This is a genomic window from Bradyrhizobium jicamae, from assembly GCF_018130215.1.
In the GTDB taxonomy this organism is placed as follows: domain Bacteria; phylum Pseudomonadota; class Alphaproteobacteria; order Rhizobiales; family Xanthobacteraceae; genus Bradyrhizobium; species Bradyrhizobium jicamae_A.
In genome coordinates, this window is the sequence record NZ_JAFCKQ010000001.1 from 77,809 (window position 1) to 101,271 (window position 23,463).

A 23,463-nucleotide genomic window follows, 5' to 3' on the forward strand; every position below is an offset into this window, starting at 1 on the left:
GTTTGTCTTCGCTCAGCGGGAGAGAAAGCCATGGCTGCAAAATACTCGCGGAAAGCGTCGAGCGATGTCGAGCGCGCAATGAAGAAACGCAAGGCCGGCACGCTGCGCATCGGCCGTTCCAAAAAGAAGGTGAAGAGCCGGAAACAAGCGATCGCCATCGGCTTGTCGGAGGCGCGCGCCGAGGGCAGAAAGGTGCCGAAGAAGGCCGCCAGGACAACGAGCAAGAAGCGGAAGACCACGAAGAAGCGCAAGGCTGCGAAGCGGTAAGGCGGTCCGATCGATCCAGACCGTCATTTGCGCTCCTCGCAGTGACGCGAGGAGGGGGCTCTGCCCGGTGCCGCGAGCGGGTACAGGAAGCGGTCATCATCCTCCCCAAACAGCTTGTGTTTGGAACTTGAGTGGATACCGTGGGTTTTGGTTCCTGATGGCTGCGACGGAGCGGCAGCCATCGTCTGCGCCGAGGCCTGCACGTGTCGCTGAGAAATCTCACCACTTATCGAAAGAAGCGCGATTTCGAGAAGACCAACGAGCCGTCCGGTGACGTCAGGGTCGCGCCGGCGAAGCAGCGGCGTTTTGTCATCCAGAAACACGACGCAACCCGGCTGCACTACGACTTGCGGCTCGAATTCGACGGCGTCTTCAAATCCTGGGCGGTGACGCGCGGTCCTTCGCTCGACCCGCAGGACAAGCGGCTCGCGGTCGAGGTCGAGGATCATCCGCTCGACTACGGCGATTTCGAGGGCACGATCCCCGAAGGCGAATACGGCGGCGGCACGGTGCAGCTCTGGGATCGCGGCTACTGGGAGTCGGATAATCCCGAACGCGGCTTCAAGAAAGGCGACCTGAAGTTCACGCTCTTCGGCGGGAAACTGCATGGCAGCTGGGTGCTGGTGCGGATGAAGGGCGACCGCTATGGCGGCAAGCGCACCAACTGGCTCCTGATCAAGCATCGCGACGAATATGCCGTTGAAAGCAATGGCGATGAGATCCTCGAGGAGGATCGCTCAGTCGCCTCGGGCCGGTCGATGGCAGAGATCGCAGCCGGCAAGGGTCGCGCGCCAAAACCGTTCATGCTGGCCAAGGGTAATGGCAAGGCCAAAGCCGACGCCGTCTGGCACTCCGATCGAGGCGAAGCCGCGGAGGAGCGCGCGCGGACCAGGGTCGCGCCGCCGAAGGCGCGGTTGGCGGCGAAGCCGAAGCAGGTATCGGAGATGCCTGATTTTGTCGCGCCGCAACTTTGCGCACCGGTCGATGTACCGCCCGGTGGCACGGGCTGGTGCCATGAGATCAAGTTCGACGGCTATCGGGTGCAGCTGCGGGTGGAGGACGGCGAGGCGGTTTTGAAAACGCGCAAGGCGCTCGATTGGACCGAAAAGTTCAGCAAGATCGCGAAGGAGGCCGGCAAGCTGCCCGACGTTCTGATCGATGGCGAGATCGTCGCGCTCGACAAGGACGGCACGCCGCACTTCTCGACATTGCAGGCTGCGCTGTCGGACGGCAAGACCGACCGCCTGATCTTCTACGCATTCGATCTGTTGTTTGCGGGCAAGGACGATCTGCGTTCGCTGCCGCTCGTCGAGCGCAAGGCGCGGCTCAAGGCATTACTCGAAGCGCGCAAGATCAAGAACCCGGTGATCCGCTATGTCGAGCATTTCGAGGAGCGCGGCGCGGCCGTGCTGGATTCGGCGCGCAAGCTCGGCCTCGAGGGCATCGTCTCCAAGAAGCTCGGTGCGCCCTATCGCTCCGGCCGGTCCGACGACTGGACCAAGGCGAAGATCCGTGCCGGTCAGGAGGTCGTGATCGGCGGCTGGAAGACCACCAACGGCAAATTCCGCTCGCTGATGGCGGGCGTCTATCGCGGCGATCATCTGGCCTTCGTAGGCATGGTGGGCACCGGTTTCGGTCAGGATACGGTGCGGCGAATCATGCCGGCGCTGAGGGCCGCGGCATCGGACAAGAGTCCGTTCGGTGGCGAAGATGCGCCGAAGAAGGCCCGCGACGTACATTGGCTGAAGCCGGAGCTGGTGGCCGAGATCGAGTTCGCCGGCTGGACCGACGGCGGCAATATCCGCCAGGCCGCCTTCAAGGGTCTGCGCCAGGACAAGCCGGCGCGCGAGGTGGAAGCCGAAGCGCCGGTCGTAACCAAAGTGGTGAAGCCGATGGGCAAGGGCGCCGGGAAGGTCTCAAGTGACGTGATGGGCGTCGTCATCTCCCATCCGGACAAGGCGTTGTGGCCCGACGCGGGCGATGGCGAGGCTGTGACAAAGCTCGACCTCGCGAAATATTTCGAGGCGGTCGGCGAATGGATGATCTCCTATCTCAGGGGGCGGCCGTGCTCGATCGTGCGGGCGCCCGACGGCATCAAGGGCGAGGCCTTCTTCCAGCGCCACGCGATGGCCGGCACATCGAAGCTGCTGAAGCTGGCGAAGGTCTCCGGCGATCGCAAACCCTATCTGCAGATCGACCAGGTCGAAGGGCTGGCCGCGGTTGCCCAGCTCGGCGGCCTCGAACTGCATCCGTGGAATTGCGCGCCTGATGCCTATGACACGCCGGGCCGGCTGGTGTTCGACCTCGATCCGGCGCCCGATGTCGAATTTGCCGAAGTGATCGGAGCGGCCCGGGACATGCGCCAGCGGCTGACCGCGGTCGGCCTCGAAAGCTTCTGCAAGACCACCGGCGGCAAGGGCCTCCATGTCGTGACGCCGCTGCTGCACGGCGCGAAGGACAAGGTGACCTGGAAGGAGGCCAAGGCCTTTGCGCAAGGCATCTGCCAGTGGATGGCGCACGACGATCCCGGGCGCTACCTGCTCAACATGTCCAAGGCCAAGCGCACCGGAAAGATCTTCCTCGATTATCTGCGCAACGATCGGCTCTCGACCGCGGTCGCTGTACTGTCGCCGCGCGCGCGCGAAGGCGCTACCGTCTCGATGCCGTTGACCTGGACGCAGGTGCGCGGCGATCTCGATCCAAAGAAATACACGGTGCGAACCGTGCCGCCGCTGCTGGCCAGGAGCAAGGCGTGGGACGGCTATGAGGATGCCGCGGCCTCGATCAAGGTTGCGATGAATAAGCTGGCGAGGCAATAAGGCCCGTCAAGCGTCCCAGCAAGTCGTGCCGCGAAGGCGGGCATGTCGGATGCCGTGGCGTCTCCGTCCGCTGTCATCGCCCTTGGAATACTGGATCACCCGCTTTCGCGGGTGATGGCAGTCAATATGCCGGAAGCGGCGATGAACAAACGCGCTCGCGTGCTACAGCCTCCCGAGCAACAGCAGGATCAACAGGATCACGATCACGAGGCCGAGCCCGCCGCCGCCGTAATAGCCGGTGCCGTAGAATGGCCCGCCGCCGATGCCGCTGAAGCCGCCAAGCAGCGCGATGATCAGAATGATGAGAATGATCGTTCCAATTGACATCTCAAGGTTCTCCTCAGCCCCGCGGGCCTGTTCGTCTCTGCCTTTCGCGTGGGGAAACAAACCGCAATTGCGAAGGTTCCTGCTCGCGCGATGCGATAAAGTTCGTGCATCTTCCATTTGTGCGGAACGGAATTACATTGAGCTGACCAGTGAAGGAGGTTCGCGATGCCGGCACCACTTGTCGTTTCGATTCCTCACAGCCTCGGCCGCGACGAGGCGGTACGCCGTCTGAAGACAGGCCTGTCGCGCGCGGCGGCGAGCGTGCCGGTCATCAACGTCGACGAGGAGCGCTGGGACGACAACCGCATGACCTTCCGCGTGCGAGCGCTGGGACAGATCGCTGCCGGGCATCTCGATGTGGAGGATTCCTTTGTGCGGCTGGAGGTGACGCTGCCTTGGTTGTTGCAGCGCTTCGCCGAACTCGCGCAGAGCGCGATTGAGAAGCGCGGGCAATTGCTTCTGACCAAACGCGGCTGACGCACGATCGTTGTGCCCTGCAGCAACGAAATACTTCGCTCAGGTGTCCTGCCGTCAGCTTTCCGGTAACGAATCTGCCTGACCATCATGACAAGCGCGGAGGGAGGGAACCGGCCCTCGTGACCGGCACGACATCCGCCAGGCCGTCCGGCCGTCGATCCCGGGCGGCCTCCGCGCTTCTACCGATGCTTGTTCGATCCCCGCCTCGCACCCGCCACCGCCTTCGCGCGCAACACCGCGACGGGCAGATGCTCGAACAGTTCCGAAAGCGGCAACCGGTTTGCGCGGCCTTCCGTCGCATATCCCGTGATGTCGATTGCGCCGTCGAAAGCGTCGGGGCGCGGCCACGCGCGCCCTCCATTCGTGAACGGAGCAAATGACCTGGTCACCGCGACGATGACGGCGTCGCGGCCGCGGTGCCGGGCAAACGCAACGACGTGGTCGCGGTGCGGCCCACTCACCTCGAGCGGTGCATAATCGCCATTGGCAAAGATTTCGGGCATCTCGTTACGCAGCCGCAGCAGCTGCCGCGTCCATGCGAACTTCAGCCGGCCGTCATGCCAGGTCTGTGCAAGGGCGTCCCAGTCGGGCGTTTCCAGCGCCGAAATCATCGCCGCGCGCTCGATAAAATCGACCGGTCTGCGGTTGTCCGGATCGACCAGTGAAAAATCCCACAGCTCGGTGCCCTGATAGAAATCGGGCACACCGGGCATCGTCGCCTTCAGCGTGATCTGGCTGAGTGCGTTCAAGGCGCCGATCAGGGCGAGGCGTTGTGCCATCGTCCCCAGCCCTTCAAGGAATTCGGGCGCGGCGCTGCGATCGAGAATGCGATCGAGGAACGTCTTGACGCCGTCTTCGTAGGGCTGATGCGGATTGAGCCAGCTCGTCTCCTGCTTGCCCTCGCGTGCCGCCTTGAGAGCATAGGCCTGCATGCGCTCGACAAGGGATGGGTCGTCCGGCTCCCAGGCACCGAGCAGGGCCTGATACAACATGTATTCGAAGCTGGCCGACGGCGCGCGCATCTCGCCGTCGAGCACGAGGTGCGGCGCGTTCAGCACCTTCCAGCGCGCGACCGCGCTGGTCCATTCGCCTGGTATTTCCGCCAGGGCCATGATCCGCGCGCGGGCATCCTCGCCGCGCTTCGTGTCGTGGGTCGCGGTCGCGGTCATGCCGTGCGGCCATTCGCGGGCACGCGCCGTCATCATCGCGTGGAAGCGTCCGACGGCAAGCGCGCTTGCCGCGGGATCGCCGCCGACCTCGTTCAGCGCCAGCAGGCGGTGGTAACGGTAGAAGGCCGTGTCCTCCAGCGACTTCGCCATCATCGGCCCGGTGAACTGCTGGACCTTCAACGCGAAGCGGCGGACCCGCGGCGCGCTGTGCGGTGGCCGGCCGGGCGTGAGCAGGTCCATGGTCAAGGCATCACGCAGGAAATCGAAGACGCCTTCGTCGGCGGCGAACCAGTCGGCGCGGGCGCGTGAGATCGTTTCGTCGATCAACGCGCGATCATGCGCCGCCGGGCCGGAGGGGCTGAGATAGGTGCGATAGACCGGAAAGTGCAGCACATAGAGCTCAAGCGCCTGCCGCAGGCTGTCGGCGGAAAAGTCCCGGGTCGAATAGTGGCCGCTGGCGATCCGCGCCAGCAGCCGCGCCAGCACGGTGAATTCGCTGGTAAGCAAGGTCTCCAGCACGCGGCGCTTGGCCTCGAGCAGCACCGGCTCCAGGGTCGGCGACCGGTTGCTGACCTGGCGCCACACCTCGTTCAGAGGATCGAGTCCGCCGGCGTCGATCAAGACCTGGCTGATCACGTTCATCCATTCATAGCCGGTCGTGCCATGGACGCCGCTGAACCTCGGGAGCGTCTCGCCCTCACCGAGGATCTTCTCTATCACCATGTAGAACGGTTTTGCTTTCGCGCCTTGCGCTGTTCGCACCAGGCGGCGCAGGCGATGGAAATATTGTGCGGGATCGCGCAGGCCGTCGATATGATCGAGCCGGAGGCCTTGCAGCCGGTCCTCGGCGATCAGCCGCTTCACCAGACTGTGGCTGGCCTCGAAGGTGCCGGCGTCCTCGACCCTGAGGCCAGCCAGCGTGTTGACGTCGAAGAACCGGCGGTAATTGATGTCGCTGGAGGCGAGCCGCCAGTGGCCGAGCTTGTAGTGCTGGCGCTCGAGCAGATGATGCAGCCCCAGGGTCTGCGCGGCGCCCTCGCCAGCGCTATAGGCGGCAAGACCACGCGCGATGATGTCGGCACAGCCGTCGATCGCGCGCAACTCATCCTTCAGGGCCGGAGCTTCTGCGCGATTCGGATGGCGAAGTCCCCTGTAACGTGCGGAGATTTCGAGCATGGCGCGTCCGACCGCGCTGTCCTCTGCGTCCGCCTCGCGAACGATGGTCCGCAACACCTCGCCGTAGCGCTCAGGCGCGATCGGCAGGCGGTGCTCGAAATACCAGGCCGAGAAGCTGCCTTCGGCGGCGTCATAGCGCAGCTCGATCTCGCCGCGCTCGAGCGCCTGCCCGTAGGATGAGCCGAGGATCGGCAGCAGCACGCCGCCACGCGCGCGATACGGCAACTGGTCCCAGTCGATGTCGAACGAGACGGCGTGCGGCGAGGCCGGGCCCCATTCCAGCACATCGAGCCACCACGGATTGTCGGCAAAATGAACGCCGACATGGTTCGGCACGAAATCAAGGATCAAGCCAAGGTCGTTGCTCTTCAGCGTATCGCTCAGCCGCGCAAAACCGTCCTCGCCGCCGAGCGCTGGATTGAACTTGGTGTGGTCGACGACGTCGTAGCCATGGGTCGATCCCTCGCGCGCCTTCATGAAGGGCGATGCGTAGACATGGCTGATGCCGAGCGCCTTCAGATAGGGCGCGACGCGTGCGGCGGCATCGAAGTCGAAATCGGCGGTGAGTTGAAGGCGATAGGTTGCGATCGGGATCGCCGGAACCATTGTGCTATCCGATGCGCCAGCGTACCGCCCAGGCGGGAAGGTGATCCGACAACGCACCGCCCCAGATCGAGGTTCCCTTCGAATTAGGAACGCCAGCGCTCTCGCGATCCGAAAGATTGGCGGCAAGACGCAGCGTGCTGCCGTCGCCCATCTGCCAATGCGCGGTCAGGAGATCGTCCACGACCCGGGCATCGCCGAAACGCGCGCCCGCAAGCCGCGGGGTGATCTCGCACCGGCGCACGGCGAGCAAGTCCCGCACCAGCGCCAGCCGCGAGTGGTTTGGCTCCCTGTGAGGGGCGCTCCAGTCGAGGACTGCGGACCGCACCGTCTTTTCGTCGAGCGGATCGGGAATGTCGTCACCATATTTGGCGTACGCCCAGGCAAATTCCTCGCGTCGTCCTTTGCGGACCGCATCGGCGAGCGCGCCCTTGAAGTCGCAGAAGAACGGGAACGGCGACGTCGCGCCCCATTCCTCGCCCATGAACAGCATCGGTGTCGTCGGCGCGATCAGCGTCACCGCCAGCGCGGCCTCGACGGCGGCCGGTCGCGCAGCGGTTAGAAGGCGATCGCCGAGCGGACGGTTGCCGATCTGGTCGTGATTTTGCAGGAAGTTGATGAAGCAGGTCGGCGACAGCATGCCGCTCGGTTCACCGCGGTGCTTGCCGCCCCAGAATGCCGAGACCTCGCCCTGATAGACATAGCCGGAAGCGAGCGCGCGGGCGAGGTCCTGCTTCGGCGCGCGCTGGTAGTCGGCATAGTAGCCCTGCGTCTCTCCGGTGAGGATCACGCGCCAGGCGTGATGATAGTCGTCGTTCCATTGCCCGCGAAACCTGCCGCGCGGCGGGTCTTCGGCGGCATCGAGCAGACTTGCATTGTTGTCGCTGTTCTCGAGCACGAGATTGATGTGCCGGCCGGTCTGGGCGGCGAGCTGTCCTGCGGCCGCGCTCAAATCATTCAGCACGGAAACCTCGCCGGCCTCGACGATGGTGTTGACGGCGTCCAACCGCAGCCCGTCGAAGCGGTAGTCACGCAGCCAGGCCAGCGCGCTCTCGATTGCGAATGCGCGCACCTCCGGAACGCGATAGTCGATCGCGCTGCCCCATGGGGTCTGCTTGTCGGTGAAGAAGCCCGGTGCGTAGCGGCCGAGAAAATTCCCCTCGGGGCCGAAGTGATTGTAGACCACGTCGAGCATGACCATGAGCCCGCGCAGATGCGCCTCGTCGATCAGGGTCTTGAGGTCCTCGGGCCGCCCATAGGCGCTGTCGGGCGCATACCAAAGCACGCCGTCATAGCCCCAGTTGCGCCGCCCGGCGAAATCCGCGAGCGGCATCAGCTCGAGCGCGGTGATGCCAGTTTCGACGAGATGATCGAGCTTGCCGATCATGGCGCGATAGGTGCCCTCGGACGTGAAGGTGCCGACATGGGCCTCGAGAATGACCGCCTCATGCCACGGCCGTCCGCGCCAGTCCGTCGCGCGCCATTTGAAGCCTGCGTGATCGACCACTTCGCCGGGGCCGAAGACGTCATCCGGCTGGAATGCAGACGCCGGATCGGGAATGTCTATCTCGTCATCGATGCGGAATTTGTACCGCGTGCCGGCACGCACACCCGGGATCTCGGCCACGTACCAGCCGGCCGCGTCGCGCGTCAGCGCGTGCGGCTTGTCGAGCAGCAGATCGACGCGCTTCGCCGCCGGCGCCCACAACCGAAAGCGCGTGCCATCATGTGTCAGCTCGGGGCCGAAGTGATTTGCATTCATGCGGAGCCTGCAAAGGCCAGCACCGAGCGCGGCGGCGCCTTGCTGTCGGTGCCGGAGGCGAAGGTGGCGCCGTCCTGCCGGCTCTCGGTCGTGTTCAGCACCTGCTGCCAGCTGGCGTATTCGGGCATTTTCGGCATCTTGAACGCGATCTCCTCCGGCGCGGCATTCAGGACGATAAAGATCGGTGCCTCGCCTTGTTCCATTGGCCCAAGCACATAGGAGAGGAAGCGGCCTTCGGGGAATTTCCAGTCGGATTCCGTCATGTCGTCCGCCGCGGGTGTCAGCCACAGCACGCCATAGGTGCCGTCGGCGCGGCGGCCATCGAGCCAGCGCTGGCAGCGGATCTGGCCGAAGCGGCGGCGCAGGGCGGTGAGGTGACCGATATATTCGATGAAGTCGTCGTCGGTGCCGAGGTTCCCCCAGCCGACCCAGCCGGTCTCGTTGTCCTGGCAGTAGGCGTTGTTGTTGCCGCCTTGCGAGTTGGCGACTTCGTCGCCCGCCAGGATCAGCGGCGTGCCCTGTGCGAGCAGCAGACAGGCAAGCTGGTTCTTGCGCAGCTGACGGCGCAACGCGTTGATCTCAGGATCGTCGGTCGGGCCTTCATGGCCGCAATTGTTGGAATGATTATCGTTGGAGCCGTCGCGGTTGTCCTCGCCATTCGCCTCGTTGTGCTTCTCGTTGTAGCTGAAGAGATCGGCGAGGGTGAAGCCGTCGTGAACCGTGATGTGGTTGATGCTGGCGCGGGTGGCGCGATTGTCGTGGTGAAACAGGTCCGATGAGGCGGTCATGCGGCCCGAGATCTCGCCGATCAGGCTGCCTTCGCCGCTCCAGTAGCGGCGCATCGCGCTGCGATAGCGATCGTTCCACTCCGACCATTGCGATGGGAAAGCGCCGACCTGGTAGCCGCCGAGACCGAGGTCCCAGGGTTCGGCCACCAGCTTGACCGTCGCCAGCACCGGGTCCTGGCGAATCGCGGTGAGGAAGGCGTGGCCGCGATCGAAGCCGTTCGGGTTGCGCGCCAGCGTGGTGGCGAGATCGAAGCGGAAGCCGTCGACATGGCAGACCTCGATCCAGTAGCGCAGCGAATCCATCACCATCTGCAGCACGCGTGGATGGGTGAGGTTGACCGAGCTGCCGCAGCCGGTGAAGTCGTCGTAGAAGCGCGGGTTCTCGCGATTCAGCCAGTAGTAGGATGCGTTGTCGATGCCGCGAAAGCATAGCGTCGGACCGAGATGGTTGCCCTCGGCGGTGTGGTTGTAGACGACGTCGAGCAGCACCTCGATGCCTGCGTCGTGCAGCCGCGCCACCGCGGTGCGGAACGAATCCAGCGCGTTGTCCTGGGCGTAGCGCGTTTCCGGCGCGAAGAACGCGATGGTGTTGTAGCCCCAATAGTTCGCGAGCTTCTTCTCGACCAGCACGCGGTCGTCGATCAGCCCGTGCACCGGCAACAACTCCACTGTGGTGACGCCGAGCCGCTTGAGGTGGTCGATCATCGCCGGCGACGACAGGCCGCCATAGGTGCCGCGCAAGCCCGGCGCCACATCCTCGCGCTTCTGCGTCAGCCCCTTGACGTGGGCCTCGTAGATGATGGTGTCCTCCCAGGGGATGTGCGGCCGGATCTCGCGGCGCCCCCAGTTGAAGCTCTCGTCGACGACCACGGCCTTCGGCATGCCGCGAGCATTGTCGCGTCGGTCGTACGACAGGTCCTCGCGCGCGCTGCCGGTGCGGTAGGCGAAATGCGCGTCGCTCCAGACCAGGCGCCCCGCGAGCCGCTTGGCGTAGGGATCGAGCAGCAGCTTGTTGGGATTGAAGCGATGGCCGCGTTCCGGCGCGTAGGGGCCATAAACGCGATAGCCGTAGAGCTGGCCGGGCGAAATGTCGTTGAGGTAGCCGTGCCAGACGTCCTCCGTGCGTTCCGGCAGCTCGATGCGCTCGAGCTCGCGGCGGCCCTGGCCGTCGAACAGGCACAGCTCGACCTTCTCCGCGTTGGCCGAGAACAGCGCAAAATTGGTGCCCCTGCCGTCCCAGCTGGCGCCGAGCCGCGAGGACGTTCCCCCGGTCAGTCGCATGGATCAGCTTTCCGGTACGAGGAAGATCGCAGCCAGCGGCGGAATGCTCAGGCTCAGCTCGGGTGACGCCCCCTCCGAGGCGCGGACCTCGCCGATATTGCCGACGTTGCTGCCGCCGTAATGCGCCGAATCCGAGTTGAGCACCTCGTGCCATTTGCCGGCGAACGGCACGCGGATGCGATAGTTGCGATGGACGTTCGGCGAGAAGTTGATGACCACGAGGCAGCGCGAACGCTCAGCCGTACCCTTGCGGATCCAGGCAAATAGATTGTTACTGGCGTCGTCGGTGATCACCCACTCGAATCCGGCCTGGTCGCAGTCCAGTTCGTGCAGCGCCGGCAGCGCGCGATAGAGCCGGTTGAGATCGCGAATCAGATTCTGGACGCCAGCGTGCCTTGGCTGCGCGGTGAGGTGCCAGTCCAGCGACTGATCGTGATTCCACTCGCGCTGCTGGGCGAATTCGCAGCCCATGAACATCAGCTTCTTGCCGGGATGGCCGAACATGAAGCTGTAATAGGCGCGCAAGTTCGCAAAGCGCTGCCAGTCGTCGCCGGGCATGCGGCCGAGGATCGAGCGCTTGCCGTGCACGACCTCGTCATGCGACAGCGGCAGGATGAAGTTTTCCGAGAAGGCGTAGTGCAGGCCGAACAGGATGTCGCCGTGATGGTATTTGCGGTGGATAGGGTCCTTGCCGATATATTTCAGCGTGTCGTGCATCCAGCCCATGTTCCATTTGTAGCCGAACCCGAGCCCGCCATATTCGACCGGCCGCGACACCTGCGGCCACGCGGTGGATTCCTCGGCTGCCGTGGTCGCCTGCGGAAAGCGCGCAAACACCTCCGTGTTGAAGCGGCGCAGGAAGGCAATGGCCTCGATGTTTTCCCGGCCGCCATATTTGTTCGGGATCCAGCCGCCGGCGGGGCGGCTGTAGTCGAGATAGAGCATGGAGGCGACGGCATCGACACGCAGGCCGTCGATGCCGTAGCGATCGAGCCAGAATAGCGCATTCGACACCAAGAGGTTGGTCACCTCGGTGCGTCCGTAATTGTAGATCAGGGTTCCCCAGTCGAGATGGCGGCCCTGCAACGGGTTGGCATGCTCGTAGAGCGCCGTACCGTCGAAATGGCCGAGCCCGTGCGGGTCGTCCGGGAAATGCCCGGGGACCCAGTCGAGCATCACGGCCAGCCCTTCGCGATGGCAGGCGTCGACCAGTGCCGCGAAATCGTCAGGCGAACCGAAGCGGCTGGTCGGCGCGAACAGGCCGGTGGGCTGATAGCCCCAGGAGCCGTCGAACGGATGCTCGTTGATCGGCAGGAATTCGACATGGGTGAAGCCCATGTCCCGCGCATAGGCAGGAAGCTGCTCGGCCATCTCGCGATAGGTCAGCCATTCATTGTGACCCTTGCGGCGCCACGAACCGAGATGGACCTCATAGATCGAGATCGGAGCGCGTAGCGCGTTGATGCCGTCGGGCACCGGCTGCGGATGCGGGACCTTGCGCTCGTCGAACACGATCGACGCGGTCTTCGGCCGCATCTCGGCGGCAAACGCCAGTGGATCGGATTTCAGCGGCAGATGCTGGCCGTTCCGGCCGACGATGTCGAACTTGTAGCGGTCGCCAATGCGCGCGCGAGGAATGAACAGCTCCCAATAGCCGGCGCCTCGGACACGCATCGGATGCCTCCGCGAGTCCCAGAAATTGAAGTCGCCGACCACGCTGACCCGGCGTGCGTTGGGAGCCAGCACGACGAAGCCGATACCTTCGACGCCGTCGAGCGTTATCGGATGTGCACCGAGCGTGTCGTAAATGCGCTGGTGCGTCCCTTCGCCCAGCAGATAGAGGTCGAAATCACTCAGGATCGGCGGAAACCGGTAGGCGTCCTCGAATTCGACGACGTTGTCGCCGAAGCGGGCGCGGAGCTGATAGCGCGTCGAGCCGTTCGGCAACGGACCTGCGAACAGGCCGGCGTCGTGGATCCGGGTGAGCGGCGCCGTCTCGCCGTGCTCGCCGATTGCCTCGACATTGCTGGCGTCCGGCAGGAAGGCGCGCACCACGCTGCGCCCCCCCTCGGTATGGAGCCCGAGATAGTGGAAGGGATCGGAGTGACGGCCCTCGATGATGGCATAGGCCTCGGCGGGCAGTTTGCTCATGCAACCTCATGTGGCTGTTGCGCCAGGATCCTCAGCAGGCCGTTTAGTGCGACCCGCAGCCAATCCGGCCGGTTGGCGAGCTCATATTCGATCTCGTAGAAGGCTTTCTCAAGCAGGAAAAAGCCGAGCAGTCGTTGGGCCGCCTCGGCGTCGCCAGGCCACAGGCGTTGGCCGGCCATGGTCTCGCGATAGCTGGCCAGGAAGGCAGCCGTCGCCCGGTCGCGCCATTCTGCCAGCGCCAGGCTCAGCTTGCCGCCTTCGTCGGGCGCAACCATGAGCGCGCGATCGAGCGCGGCCGTCGCCGCATAGTCGATCGAGCGGATCAGCCCGGCGACGTCGCGCGCGGGCGGTGCCCTGCGGCGGCGCTCGGCGATGGTGCGGCCCGGCCCGCCGTCGAAATCGATGATGAAGATATCGTCCTTGACGACCAGCAGCTGGCCGAGATGGAGGTCGCCGTGATGACGGATGTTGAACCCGTCGATGTCGCGCGGCAGCAGCGCCTTCAGCCGCTCCGGCAGTAGATCGTGTTGGGCCAGCACCTGGTCGGCCAGCAGCCGGTCGCTCTCCTTGAGGCCATCGCGGCGCGGCTTGAGAGCGTCGAACACGCGCTCGGCGCGCGCCATGATTTCGTTGTTCCAGCGCTGCACGTCTTCGGGCCGGGTCGGCTCCGGCGCAAAATCCGGCAAATCCCTGCTGCTGGCCAGCGCGATATGCAGCTCCGCGAGACGCTTTCCGCTGTGCGACAAATGACGCAGGAACGATGCCTGATCGTCGTCATGGTCGGTGTGTTCGCTGGCAGCGAGCAGGCGCTGCCGCTCGACCAAGCGGTCGAGATGGGCGGCCGCTACATTCCAGAGCTCGCCCTGGTTGACCACGTAGGAAAGCAGAATCGCGATGGCGCTGCGCTTGTCGCCCTCGACGAGTTCGGCGGTGCCGAGCAGGGCGGGGGTGTTTGGGAAGTCCACGACCTCGGTCAGGAAGCGGCTGATCTCGATTTCGGGATTGGTGCCTGCCTCCAGCTTCCGGTAGATCTTGGTGACGTATTCATTGTCGACCAGCGCGGTCGAGTTGGGCTGATCGTTCTCGACGACGCGGATGCGCTCGGGCTGCCGGATCGCCTTGTCCGCGAACCGGCTGGTGGGGCGGAATTCCAGCTTCAAGCCCTGCTCGCCCTCCTCGACCGTCAGCTTTTCCCTGAGGTTGCGCAAGAACAGCCCGGTGAAGATCTGGTCGGTGGCGACGTCGAGCAGCGTGCCTTCGCGGGCACCCTGGCGCACCGCGGCGAAGGCGCGCGGATTGTAGCGCTCGCGGTCGAAACGCACCCACTCGATCTGCATCGGAAGGACATAGCGGCCGGTGGCGCCGCGCTGGGTGGTCTCGAAGAAGGCGAGCCACGGCCGGTTGTCGCCGATGTCGCAGAACGGGATCGCAGAGACCAGCGTCGGTTGGATCGCCTTTGGCGAGCGCTCCGGGTACCAGCGCGTGCGGGCGAGATGCCCGGGCAGCACGTCGCGCTCGAACACGCCACGGGCGCGTGCCAATGACATCCAAGTCGAGTTGAGCGGGACCACCAGCGTCTCGAATTCCGGTACCGCCCGCGGCGTTACCGGCTCCGACTTGTCGCGCTCCTGCAACTGGAACCAGTAGAAGCCGTAGGGCGCCAGCGTGATCATGTAGGGCAGCTCGCCGATCGCCGGGAAGCGCGTCCGCCCGAGCATCTCCAGCGGAATGCGATCCTTGAAGGGGGAGAGGTCGAGCTGGGTTGCCTGCGCCGAGCGCGACAGATTGGCGACGCACAGGATGACCTCGCCCTGGTACTGGCGCACATAGGCCAGCACCGAACGGTTCTCCGGGCGGATGAAGGTCATGGTGCCTCGCCCGAACGCCAGCGTCGACTTGCGCACAGCGATCAGCCGCTTGGTGGCCGAAAGCAGCGACGACAGGCTACGCGACTGCGCCTCGACATTGACGGACTCGTAGCCGTAGACCGGGTCCATGATGGTCGGCGCATAGAGCCGCGCCGGATCGGCGCGCGAGAAGCCGCCGTTGCGGTCAGGCGACCATTGCATCGGCGTCCGCACCCCGTTGCGATCGCCGAGATAGATGTTGTCGCCCATGCCGATCTCGTCGCCATAATAAATGATCGGGGTACCGGGGAACGACAGCAGCAGCGAGTTCATCAGCTCGATCTTGCGCCGATCGTTGTCCATCAGCGGCGCGAGACGCCGTCGGATGCCGACATTGATGCGAGCGCGCGGATCGTTGGCATAGGTCGACCACAGATAGTCGCGCTCGACGTCGGTGACCATTTCCAGCGTCAGCTCGTCGTGATTGCGCAGGAACAGCGCCCATTGGCATGCCGCCGGAATATCAGGCGTCTGCCGCAGGATGTCGGTGATTGGAAAGCGGTCTTCCTGGGCGATCGCCATGTAGATGCGCGGCATCAGCGGGAAGTGATAGGCCATGTGGCATTCATCGCTCTGGCCGAAATATTCCTGCACGTCCTCCGGCCATTGATTGGCCTCGGCCAGCAGCACCTTGCCCTTGGCATAGGCGTCGAGCTCCTGGCGCAGCCGCTTGATGATGGCATGCGTCTCCGGCAGGTTCTCGTTGTTGGTGCCGTCGCGCTCGCAGAGATAGGGAATGGCGTCGAGCCGGAACCCGTCGACGCCGGTGTCGAGCCAGCGCTTCATCACCTGCACGATGGCGCGCACCACGCGAGGATTGTCGAAATTCAGGTCCGGCTGGTGCGAGAAGAAGCGGTGCCAGTAGAACTGGCCGGCTTCCGGATCCCAGGTCCAGTTCGACTTCTCAGTATCGGTGAAGATGATCCTTGTATCGAGATATTTCTGGTCGGTGTCGCTCCACACATACCAGCTCCGCGCACTCGAATTCGGCGGGCTGCGGCGTGCGCGCTTGAACCAGGCATGCTGGTCGGAGGTGTGGTTGACGACGAGCTCGGTGATGACGCGCAGGCCGCGCCTCTTGGCCTCCTGGATGAAGCGCTTGAAGTCCTTCATCGTTCCGAAGTCGGGATTGATGTCGCCATAGTCGGCGATGTCGTAGCCGTCGTCGCGGCCGGGAGAGGGATAGAACGGCAACAGCCACAGCGTTGTGACGCCGAGCTCCTGCAGATAGCCGAGCTTCTCGGTCAGCCCCGCGAAATCGCCGATGCCGTCATTGTTGCTGTCGGCGAATGCCTTGACATGCAGCTGGTAGATGATGGCGTCCTTGTACCAGAGTTCGTCCGCGTTCTCGGTCGCGACCTTCTCCCGGGTTTCGACGCTGGAGAATACGTTCATGACGGCTCCTTCAGCCCAGGCAGCGCAGCAGCAGCGCGGGGTCGCGTTCGGGATCGATGCGCAGGCGCACGCCGCCCCATTCGAGCGCATGGCGCTCGCCGGTGACGAGATCTTCGACGGTGGCGACGGGACGGCGCAAATCACCGCTGCCGACCGCAGCATCGCCGAGCGGCAGCCAGAACTCGTGCGAATCGCGCGACAATGCAATCGCCGCCACGACCACATTGCCATGGTCGGGCGCTTCCTTGATGAACCCGATCACGTTGCCGTCCTCGATGCCGATAAATCGCAGATTGGCGGTCTGTTGCAGCGCCGGATTGTAACACCTGATCCGGTTGAGTGCGGCGATGTAGGGTTTGATATTGCCGGGCCGGCCCCAGTCCCGCACCTTGATCTCGTATTTCTCGGAGTCCAGATATTCCTCGCGACCGGGAATCGGCGCATGCTCCAGCAGCTCGAAGCCGCTGTAGATGCCGTAATTGCTCGACAGCGTCGCGGCGAGCGCGAGACGCGACTTGAACATCCAGGATTCGCCGCTTTGCAAATGGAAGGGCAGGATGTCCGGCGTGTTGACGAAGAAATTCGGCCGAAAAAAGTCCCGTTCCGGATGCCCGATCAATTCCCCGAGATACCGCCCGAGCTCGAGGCGCTCCGTGCGCCAGGTGAAATAGGTATAGGATTGCGTGAAGCCGAGCTTCGCCAGCCCCTTGACCAGCTTGGGCTGCGTGAACGCTTCCGCAAGGAAGATCACATTGGGGTCGTGGCGCTGCACCTCGCGGATCAGCCATTCCCAGAACGGCAGCGGCTTGGTGTGCGGATTGTCGACCCGGAAGATTTTCACGCCCTGGCTGACCCAGAACAGGACAATCTCGCGCAGCGCATGCGACAACGCTGCGGCATCCTCGTTCGCAAAGTCGGGCATGACGACATCGTCCCAGTGCTGCGGCGGGTGCTCGCCGGCACGCAGCGAGCCGTCGGGCCGCCGCTTGAACCAGTGCGGATGTTGCCGCAGCCAGGGATGATCGGGGGAGCATTGCACCGCGAGGTCGAGCGCGACCTCCATGCCATGCGCCTCACACGCAACGACAAAGCTGCGGAAATCATCCAGCGTGCCGAGCTCCGGATGCACCGTGTCGTGGCCGCCATCGGCCGAGCCGATCGCATAGGGACTGCCGGGATCGCCTGGCAGTGCCGTTGCCGCGTTGTTGCGGCCCTTGCGATGCTGCGTGCCGATCGGGTGAATCGGCGTCAGATGGACGATGTCGAAGCCCATCGCGGCGATGTCGGGCAAACGCGCGATGCAGTCTTTGAAGGTCCCGTGCTCGCCGTTGACCTTGCCCTGGCTGCGCGGAAACATCTGGTACCAGGCACCATAGCGGGCCCGCGGCCGGTCGGCGACGAGCGGAAAAAGCTGCGAGCGCGTCAGATCGGTGCGAAACTGGCTGCCGGCCATCGCCTGCTTCAATTCTGGCGCGAGCAGCGCGCCGGCCTCGCCCGTCTGAAGGTAGATTTCACATTGCTTGATGATCACGGCGGCCTCGGCCGGGCTGCCGGCCTGCGCCTTGGTCAGCATGCCTGCACCTTCGAGCGCGTCCAGCGTGCGGTCACCACCGGTCGCAGGCTGCTGCTCGAAGCGTCGCCGCCAGCTGGCGAACTCGTCGGTCCAGGCCTCGATCGCGTAAGAGTAGCGGCCCGGCTGCTCGGGCGTAAAAGCGCCGCCCCAGCGGTCGTCACCGTACAGCGTCATCGGCGCGCGCCGCCATTCCTCGTCCGCCTCGTGCCGCCACGCCAGCGCCGCCGAGATCACATCATGTCCGTCGCGGTAGATGTCGGCCCACACCTCGACAGGCTCGCCCGCGACACGCTTCACCGGAAAGCGACCGGCATCGATCGACGGATAGACGTCGGTGATATGAAAAGTGCCGCCGGCACTCTCGACAGGTCGGGCAGTTTTGTTCACGGTGATGCCGCCATTGAAATGCAAATGACGTCCCGGCGGCGGGAAGGAGGCACGCCAGACCCATATAGAAAGCCGCTCGCGGGGCATTGGTTCCCCGGGAACACCTGGAGGAGCAGAGCGTTAAGTATCGTCTATCCCCTTCCTGGATCTAAACAATTTCGCAACGAGCCGAATGCAGTTGCGTGCAAGCAGCGTGCCGAATGGACCTATACGCCAAAGCCCGGACCCTCGGAGTCCAGACCGAGTATATCGACGGCAGCGGTCACCGTCGTGTGACAACGCCGGAGGCGCTGTCGGCCATTCTCGACGCGCTGCCGCCACAGACGCCGCGGCGCATCCTCGCCGAACCGGTCGTCATCCGCTCCAGCCGGATCGCGCCATCCGAACTGCTCGAAACCGCCCGGCTTCCGGTGAAGTGGAAGGTCATCGGCGCCGCCGCCGCACTCGCACAGGGCGAGGCGCATGACCGGAGCATCTCCTGGCCACCCGCTTTGCCCGACGGCGTGCACCGATTGCAGTTGTCGGATGCGTCAGGCGCGAGCGAAGAGCTGCCGCTGCTGGTTGCCCCGGAAAAGGCCTTTGCCGGCGACTTCGACCGTTGCTGGGTGATCGCGGTCCAGCTCTATGGCGTGCGTTCCGCGCGCAACTGGGGCATCGGCGATTTCACCGACCTCAAGGGCCTGATCGAGTTCGCGCATCACCTTGGCGCCGACGGCGTCGGTCTCAATCCGCTGCACGTACTGTTCGACGACCGGCCCGGCGATTGCAGTCCCTATTCGCCGAACAGCCGCCTGTTCCTCAACGCGCTCTATATCGATGTCGAGGACATCCCGGAATTCAAGCTCGACACGGAGACGCGTGCCACCCTGGCACAGCTCCGTACGCGTGATCTCGTCGATTATGTCGCAGTCGCGGCAGTGAAATGGCGTGCGCTGCGATCGGCCTTCGCGGCCTTCAAGACCAATCCGGGCCTCGGCCGCTGGCATGAATTCGAGACCTATCGCCGGGAGCGCGGCACGCTGCTGTCACGCTTCGCCTGCTTCGAGGTGATCAGGCACAAATTGTCGATGCCGTGGTGGGACTGGCCGGATGAATGGCGGCAGCCTAGCGAGACCGCTTGCGCCAAATTGCGCCGGGCCCGCGACACCGCCGCGGACGTCGAGTTCGTGGAATTCGTGCAATGGACCGCCGACCGCCAGCTCGGCGCCTGCGAGGAACTCGCGCACAAGCTTGGCATGCGGGTCGGGCTCTACCTCGACGTCGCGGTCGGCGTACAGTCGGACGGCTTCGACGCCTGGAACGAGCAGATCGCGATCTCGCGCCAGCTCGGCGTCGGTGCGCCGCCGGACCCGCTCAACACCGCGGGTCAGGACTGGGGGCTCGCCGGCTTCAACGCAGCCGGCCTTGAGCTACGCGGCTTCGAGCCGTTCAGGCAGATGCTGGCGGCCGCGATGCGCCATGCCGGCGCGGTCAGGCTGGATCACGCGTTCGGGCTGAAGCGTCTCTATCTCGTGCCGCGCGGTTTCGGCCCGGCCAACGGCGCCTATGTGCTGATGCCGTTCGAGGCGCTGCTGGCGGCGACCGCCCAGGAAAGCGTTGCTCATCGCTGCGTCGTGATCGGCGAGGATCTCGGCACCGTGCCGGAGGGCTTTCGTGAGCAGATGAACGGCTGGGGCATCTGGTCATACCTCGTGATGATGTTCGAGCGCGACGACCAGGGCGCGTTCCGCAACGCCGATTATTATCTGGCCGATGCACTCGTTACGTTCAACACGCACGACCTCTCGACCTATGCCGGCTGGCGGTCGTTCAGCGATCTCAAGACCAAGCGCGCGCTCGGGATCGATCCGGGCGAAACCGACGAGGGCCGTTGGCACGCGCTCGGCAAGCTCGATGACGTCTTGCGCGAGCACGGCATCCACAGCCACGATTTCTATTCGGTGACGGGTTTCCTGGCGCGCACCCGCTCGCGAATGATGGCAGTGTCGATGGAGGATCTGCTCGGCCTGGTGGACCAGCCGAACATTCCCGGCACCGTCTACGAGCATCCCAATTGGCGCCGCCGGCTACCGGTCTCGATCGAGCACCTGGCGTCGGCGATCGACATCGATGCGCTGAAGCGCGCGACGCAGGAGCGGTCGCGCACCTGACAACGCGGAGTGCAGCCCATGGCCTCCCGGATCGAGGATTACGGACTGATCGGCGATTGCGAGACCGCGGCGCTGGTCGGCCGTGACGGGTCGATCGACTGGCTCTGCTGGCCGGCCTTCGATTCGGACGCCTGTTTTGCGGCCCTGCTCGGCACCGCAAGGAACGGCCGCTGGCTCATCGCACCCACGGCGGAGATCACGAAAACCTTGCGGCGCTACCGGGGCGATACCTTGATCCTGGAGACACGGTTCGAAACCGCAAGCGGCGTGATTGCGCTGATCGACTTCATGCCGCCAAGAGGCCAGGCATCCGACGTGGTTCGTCTGGTTCGCGGCATCAGCGGTCGCGTCAAGATGCATCTCGAGCTCGTCATCCGCTTCGGCTTTGGCGCCGACGTGCCCTGGGTGAAGAAGAACCCGGACGGCGAGGGGCTGCTTGCGATCTGCGGCCATGACATGACTGTGCTGCGCACGCCGGTCGAGACCCGAGGCAAGGACCTGACCACTGTTGCCGATTTCGAGGTCGGCGCAGGCGAGACCGTGCCGTTCGTGCTGACCTACGGGCCGTCGCATTTGAAGGTTCCGGCGCCGATTGATCCGGAGGGGGCGCTCAAGGACACCGAGGAGTTCTGGTCCGAATGGTCCGGCCGCGCGACCTTTGACGGCGGCCGTCACCACAATCTCGTGACGCGCTCGCTGATCACGCTGAAGGCGCTCACCTACGCACCGACCGGCGGCATCGTCGCGGCGCCGACCACCTCATTGCCGGAAAAGCTCGGAGGCGCGCGCAACTGGGACTATCGTTTCTGCTGGCTGCGCGATGCCACCTTCACGCTGCTGGCGCTGATGAACTCGGGCTACACCGAAGAGGCGGCGGCCTGGAACAACTGGCTGCTGCGGGCGGTGGCCGGTACTCCGGCCAATATGCAGATCATGTACGGCATCATGGGCCAGCGCCGCCTGCTGGAATGGCAGGCCGGATGGCTGCCGGGCTATGAAGGCGCCCGGCCGGTTCGCCTCGGCAACGCCGCGCACGCGCAGTTGCAGCTCGACGTCTATGGCGAGCTCATCGACGCCTTCCATCAGTCGCGCATGGCCGAGCTGCAGCTCGCCGAGGAGAGCTGGGCTCTGGAATGCACGGTGGTCAATCACCTCGCCGATGTCTGGGACAAGCCCGACCACGGCATCTGGGAGCGCCGAGGCGAGCCACGGCACTATGTCTTCTCCAAGGTCATGACCTGGGTCGCATTCGATCGCGCCATCAAGAGCACGGAGCGGTTCGGCCTCAAGGCGCCGCTGGTCAAGTGGCGCGTACTGCGCGAGGCCATCCATCGCGATGTCTGCAAGAGAGGCTTTGACGAGGAGTTGAACAGCTTCGTCGAGAGCTATGGCTCGAAGCTGCTCGATGCCAGCCTCCTGCTACTGCCGTCGGTCGGTTTCCTGCCGCCGTCAGACCCGCGCATCCGCGGCACGATCGATGCGGTCGAGCGGCACATGCTGCGCGACGGTTTCGTGCTGCGGCACGATCCGCGCGAAGTATCCGACGAGACGCAGCCGATCGAGGGTGCTTTCCTCGCCTGCAGCCTCTGGCTGGCCGACGCCTGCGTGCTGGCAGGCGAGATCGACAAGGCGCAGGCGCTGTTCGACCGAGTGGTCGCGGTTGCCAACGATCTCGGCCTGCTCGCGGAGGAATTCGACAGCGGCGCCGGCCGGCAGACCGGCAACTTCCCGCAGGCGCTGACCCACATCGCGCTGATCAACACCGCGCACAATCTCAGCGAAGCCAAGGCCGCAGCCGAGAAGCCCGCGGTGCAGCGGTCGACCTAGAGCATGATCCGGAAAAGTGTGTAACCGAAAAGATCGTGCTCAAACAAACAGCTAAAGCGCGATGACAATTCAGCCTTATCTCATCGCGCTTTAGTCTAGCCAGGTTCAGGAGCTCGTTGCCAGCACGATGTCCATCGCGCGTGCGAAGCCGTCGCGCTCATTGCTCTCGGTCACATGGGTGGCGCGCGATTTCACGTCATCGCTGGCATTGCCCATCGCGAAGGAGGTGCCGCTCCGCGCAAACATCGGCAGGTCGTTCTGCATGTCGCCGATGGTCGCGACATTGTCCAGGGATACGCCGAGGCGCCTGGCGATATCAGCCACGAAGGTGCCCTTGTCGTGGCCGGGCGGGGTGACGTCGAGATAGTAGGTCTGCGAGCGGACCGCGGTCGCCTCGTTGCCGACCATCTGCTGCATGTCCGCCTCGCTGCGCTGCAGCAGCGCGGCATCCGAACTTGCGCCGACGATCTTGCAGGCCTGGCCGAGATAGGGCGTGAAATCCGGGACGATGGTCGGATCGTGCTTGATCGCGCGCTTCTCATGCCCGACATATTCGCCATCGGGATTCCGTGTCAGCCAGCGGTCGTTGGTGAACAGCCAGATGTCGATGCCCCGCTCGCCGAGCATGTCGATGCATCGCCTGGCTACGGCTGAAGGAATCAAATGCTGTGCTACCGGCTGCAATTGGGCATCGACGATCGAGGAGCCGTTGAAGGCGCCGAACGGCAAGGTGATCGCAAGCGGCGCGACCAGGAACTCCATCCCGATCGTCGGTCGGCTGGACACGATGGTGAAGCCGATGCCGGCTTCATGGAGCCTGCGCACCGCCGCCCTGGCGTCGTCGGTCAGGATCTTGTCCTTGGTCAGGAGCGTGCCGTCGACGTCGGATACGACAAGGGCGATGCGGGTCATGGACGCTCCAGGTTCAGTTGGCTGACGATGTCCTCGACGATGATGTCGACGGTACGGTCGATCGTGACGACGATCGGGCGCTCATCCGCGGTCGGCGGCTCGAGCGTCCTGAACTGGCTCGCCAGCAGTTCCGGCGGCATGAAATGGTTCTTGCGTGCGATCAGCCGCGAGGCAATCAGCTCTCGAGTGCCGTCAAGGAAGACGATGCGGACATCCCGGCGGCCATGCACCAGTATGTCGCGATAGCTGCGCTTCAAGGCCGAGCAGGCGATCACCGCGCGTTCGCTTGCCTTGCAGGTCCGGTCGATCTCGGCGGCGATGGCCCTGAGCCACGGCCAGCGGTCTTCGTCAGTGAGCGGCTGCCCGGCATGCATCTTCGAGACATTGCTCGCGGGGTGAAAGCTGTCGCCGTCCTCGTAGCGCCAGCCGATCCTGACCGCGAGATGATCCGCAATGGTGCTCTTGCCCGAGCCGGACACGCCCATCACCACC

14 protein-coding genes are annotated in these 23,463 nt (G+C 64.6%); 5 read left to right on the forward strand and 9 right to left on the reverse strand.

Translation table 11 applies throughout. The annotated features are described in order from the left end of the window. The first annotated feature begins 30 nt into the window (after window positions 1-30). Together JQ586_RS00360 and ligD are read left to right on the forward strand one after the other, a co-directional pair. Complete coding sequence (locus tag JQ586_RS00360) at window positions 31-267, forward strand: DUF6496 domain-containing protein (protein ID WP_212392488.1); 237 nt, start codon at window positions 31-33, stop codon at window positions 265-267. A gap of 203 nt (window positions 268-470) precedes the next feature. Beyond that, window positions 471-3,086 carry a DNA ligase D gene (ligD, locus tag JQ586_RS00365; RefSeq protein ID WP_212392489.1) on the forward strand — a complete coding sequence of 872 codons (2,616 nt, stop codon included), beginning with the start codon at window positions 471-473 and terminating at the stop codon, window positions 3,084-3,086. Between the two features lie 162 nt (window positions 3,087-3,248). Here the strand turns inward: ligD and JQ586_RS00370 are convergent, their stop codons facing one another. After that, window positions 3,249-3,413, reverse strand: coding sequence for a DUF3309 family protein (locus JQ586_RS00370; RefSeq protein WP_212392490.1), 165 nt, complete (start codon window positions 3,411-3,413; stop codon window positions 3,249-3,251). A gap of 165 nt (window positions 3,414-3,578) precedes the next feature. Between JQ586_RS00370 and JQ586_RS00375 the strand changes: the two genes are divergently transcribed. Beyond that, window positions 3,579-3,890 (forward strand): polyhydroxyalkanoic acid system family protein, encoded by a 312-nt coding sequence (locus tag JQ586_RS00375; RefSeq protein WP_212392491.1) that lies wholly within the window; start codon window positions 3,579-3,581, stop codon window positions 3,888-3,890. Window positions 3,891-4,069: 179 nt separating this feature from the next. On the opposite strand, the gene treY is transcribed toward JQ586_RS00375, so the two are convergent. The 6 genes from treY to JQ586_RS00405 are packed head-to-tail and all read right to left on the reverse strand — an operon-like array spanning window position 4,070 to window position 18,082. After that, entirely contained in the window at window positions 4,070-6,841 is a 2,772-nt protein-coding gene (gene treY / locus JQ586_RS00380; RefSeq protein ID WP_212392492.1) for a malto-oligosyltrehalose synthase, read from the reverse strand. 4 nt (window positions 6,842-6,845) lie between these two features. Further along, the gene (treZ, locus tag JQ586_RS00385; RefSeq protein WP_212392493.1) at window positions 6,846-8,600 is read right to left on the reverse strand and encodes a malto-oligosyltrehalose trehalohydrolase; all 1,755 of its coding nucleotides are present in this window, start codon (window positions 8,598-8,600) and stop codon (window positions 6,846-6,848) included. Then, a complete protein-coding gene (glgX, locus tag JQ586_RS00390) occupies window positions 8,597-10,669 on the reverse strand; it encodes a glycogen debranching protein GlgX (RefSeq protein WP_212392494.1) in 2,073 nt (690 codons plus the stop codon). Before glgX ends, treZ begins: the two co-directional genes overlap by 4 nt. A gap of 3 nt (window positions 10,670-10,672) precedes the next feature. Beyond that, window positions 10,673-12,820 (reverse strand): 1,4-alpha-glucan branching protein GlgB, encoded by a 2,148-nt coding sequence (glgB, locus tag JQ586_RS00395; protein WP_212392495.1) that lies wholly within the window; start codon window positions 12,818-12,820, stop codon window positions 10,673-10,675. Beyond that, window positions 12,817-16,122, reverse strand: a complete 3,306-nt coding sequence (treS, locus tag JQ586_RS00400) for a maltose alpha-D-glucosyltransferase (RefSeq protein ID WP_212392496.1) — start codon at window positions 16,120-16,122, stop codon at window positions 12,817-12,819. The genes glgB and treS overlap by 4 nt, the downstream gene beginning before the upstream one ends. Window positions 16,123-16,132: 10 nt before the next feature. Continuing rightward, the gene (locus tag JQ586_RS00405; RefSeq protein ID WP_312016913.1) at window positions 16,133-18,082 is read right to left on the reverse strand and encodes an alpha-1,4-glucan--maltose-1-phosphate maltosyltransferase; all 1,950 of its coding nucleotides are present in this window, start codon (window positions 18,080-18,082) and stop codon (window positions 16,133-16,135) included. Between the two features lie 200 nt (window positions 18,083-18,282). Between JQ586_RS00405 and malQ the strand changes: the two genes are divergently transcribed. Together malQ and JQ586_RS00415 are read left to right on the forward strand one after the other, a co-directional pair. Next, complete coding sequence (malQ, locus tag JQ586_RS00410) at window positions 18,283-20,232, forward strand: 4-alpha-glucanotransferase (protein ID WP_212392498.1); 1,950 nt, start codon at window positions 18,283-18,285, stop codon at window positions 20,230-20,232. Window positions 20,233-20,250: 18 nt separating this feature from the next. Then, window positions 20,251-22,059, forward strand: coding sequence for a glycoside hydrolase family 15 protein (locus JQ586_RS00415; RefSeq protein ID WP_212392499.1), 1,809 nt, complete (start codon window positions 20,251-20,253; stop codon window positions 22,057-22,059). Window positions 22,060-22,164: 105 nt separating this feature from the next. Here the strand turns inward: JQ586_RS00415 and JQ586_RS00420 are convergent, their stop codons facing one another. Further along, a complete protein-coding gene (locus JQ586_RS00420; protein ID WP_212392500.1) occupies window positions 22,165-22,971 on the reverse strand; it encodes an HAD family hydrolase in 807 nt (268 codons plus the stop codon). Continuing rightward, the gene (locus JQ586_RS00425) at window positions 22,968-23,456 is read right to left on the reverse strand and encodes a gluconokinase (protein WP_212392979.1); all 489 of its coding nucleotides are present in this window, start codon (window positions 23,454-23,456) and stop codon (window positions 22,968-22,970) included. Before JQ586_RS00425 ends, JQ586_RS00420 begins: the two co-directional genes overlap by 4 nt. Window positions 23,457-23,463 lie beyond the last annotated feature (7 nt).

Bases quoted from the DNA above. Each gene is read 5' to 3' on its own strand.
- JQ586_RS00360 (WP_212392488.1), top strand. From the start codon at position 31: ATGGCTGCAAAATACTCGCGGAAAGCGTCGAGCGATGTCGAGCGCGCA.
- JQ586_RS00370 (WP_212392490.1), bottom strand. From the start codon at position 3,413: ATGTCAATTGGAACGATCATTCTCATCATTCTGATCATCGCGCTGCTT.
- JQ586_RS00375 (WP_212392491.1), top strand. From the start codon at position 3,579: ATGCCGGCACCACTTGTCGTTTCGATTCCTCACAGCCTCGGCCGCGAC.
- treY (WP_212392492.1), bottom strand. From the start codon at position 6,841: ATGGTTCCGGCGATCCCGATCGCAACCTATCGCCTTCAACTCACCGCC.
- treZ (WP_212392493.1), bottom strand. From the start codon at position 8,600: ATGAATGCAAATCACTTCGGCCCCGAGCTGACACATGATGGCACGCGC.
- glgX (WP_212392494.1), bottom strand. From the start codon at position 10,669: ATGCGACTGACCGGGGGAACGTCCTCGCGGCTCGGCGCCAGCTGGGAC.
- glgB (WP_212392495.1), bottom strand. From the start codon at position 12,820: ATGAGCAAACTGCCCGCCGAGGCCTATGCCATCATCGAGGGCCGTCAC.
- treS (WP_212392496.1), bottom strand. From the start codon at position 16,122: ATGAACGTATTCTCCAGCGTCGAAACCCGGGAGAAGGTCGCGACCGAG.
- malQ (WP_212392498.1), top strand. From the start codon at position 18,283: ATGGACCTATACGCCAAAGCCCGGACCCTCGGAGTCCAGACCGAGTAT.
- JQ586_RS00415 (WP_212392499.1), top strand. From the start codon at position 20,251: ATGGCCTCCCGGATCGAGGATTACGGACTGATCGGCGATTGCGAGACC.
- JQ586_RS00420 (WP_212392500.1), bottom strand. From the start codon at position 22,971: ATGACCCGCATCGCCCTTGTCGTATCCGACGTCGACGGCACGCTCCTG.
- JQ586_RS00425 (WP_212392979.1), bottom strand. From the start codon at position 23,456: ATGGGCGTGTCCGGCTCGGGCAAGAGCACCATTGCGGATCATCTCGCG.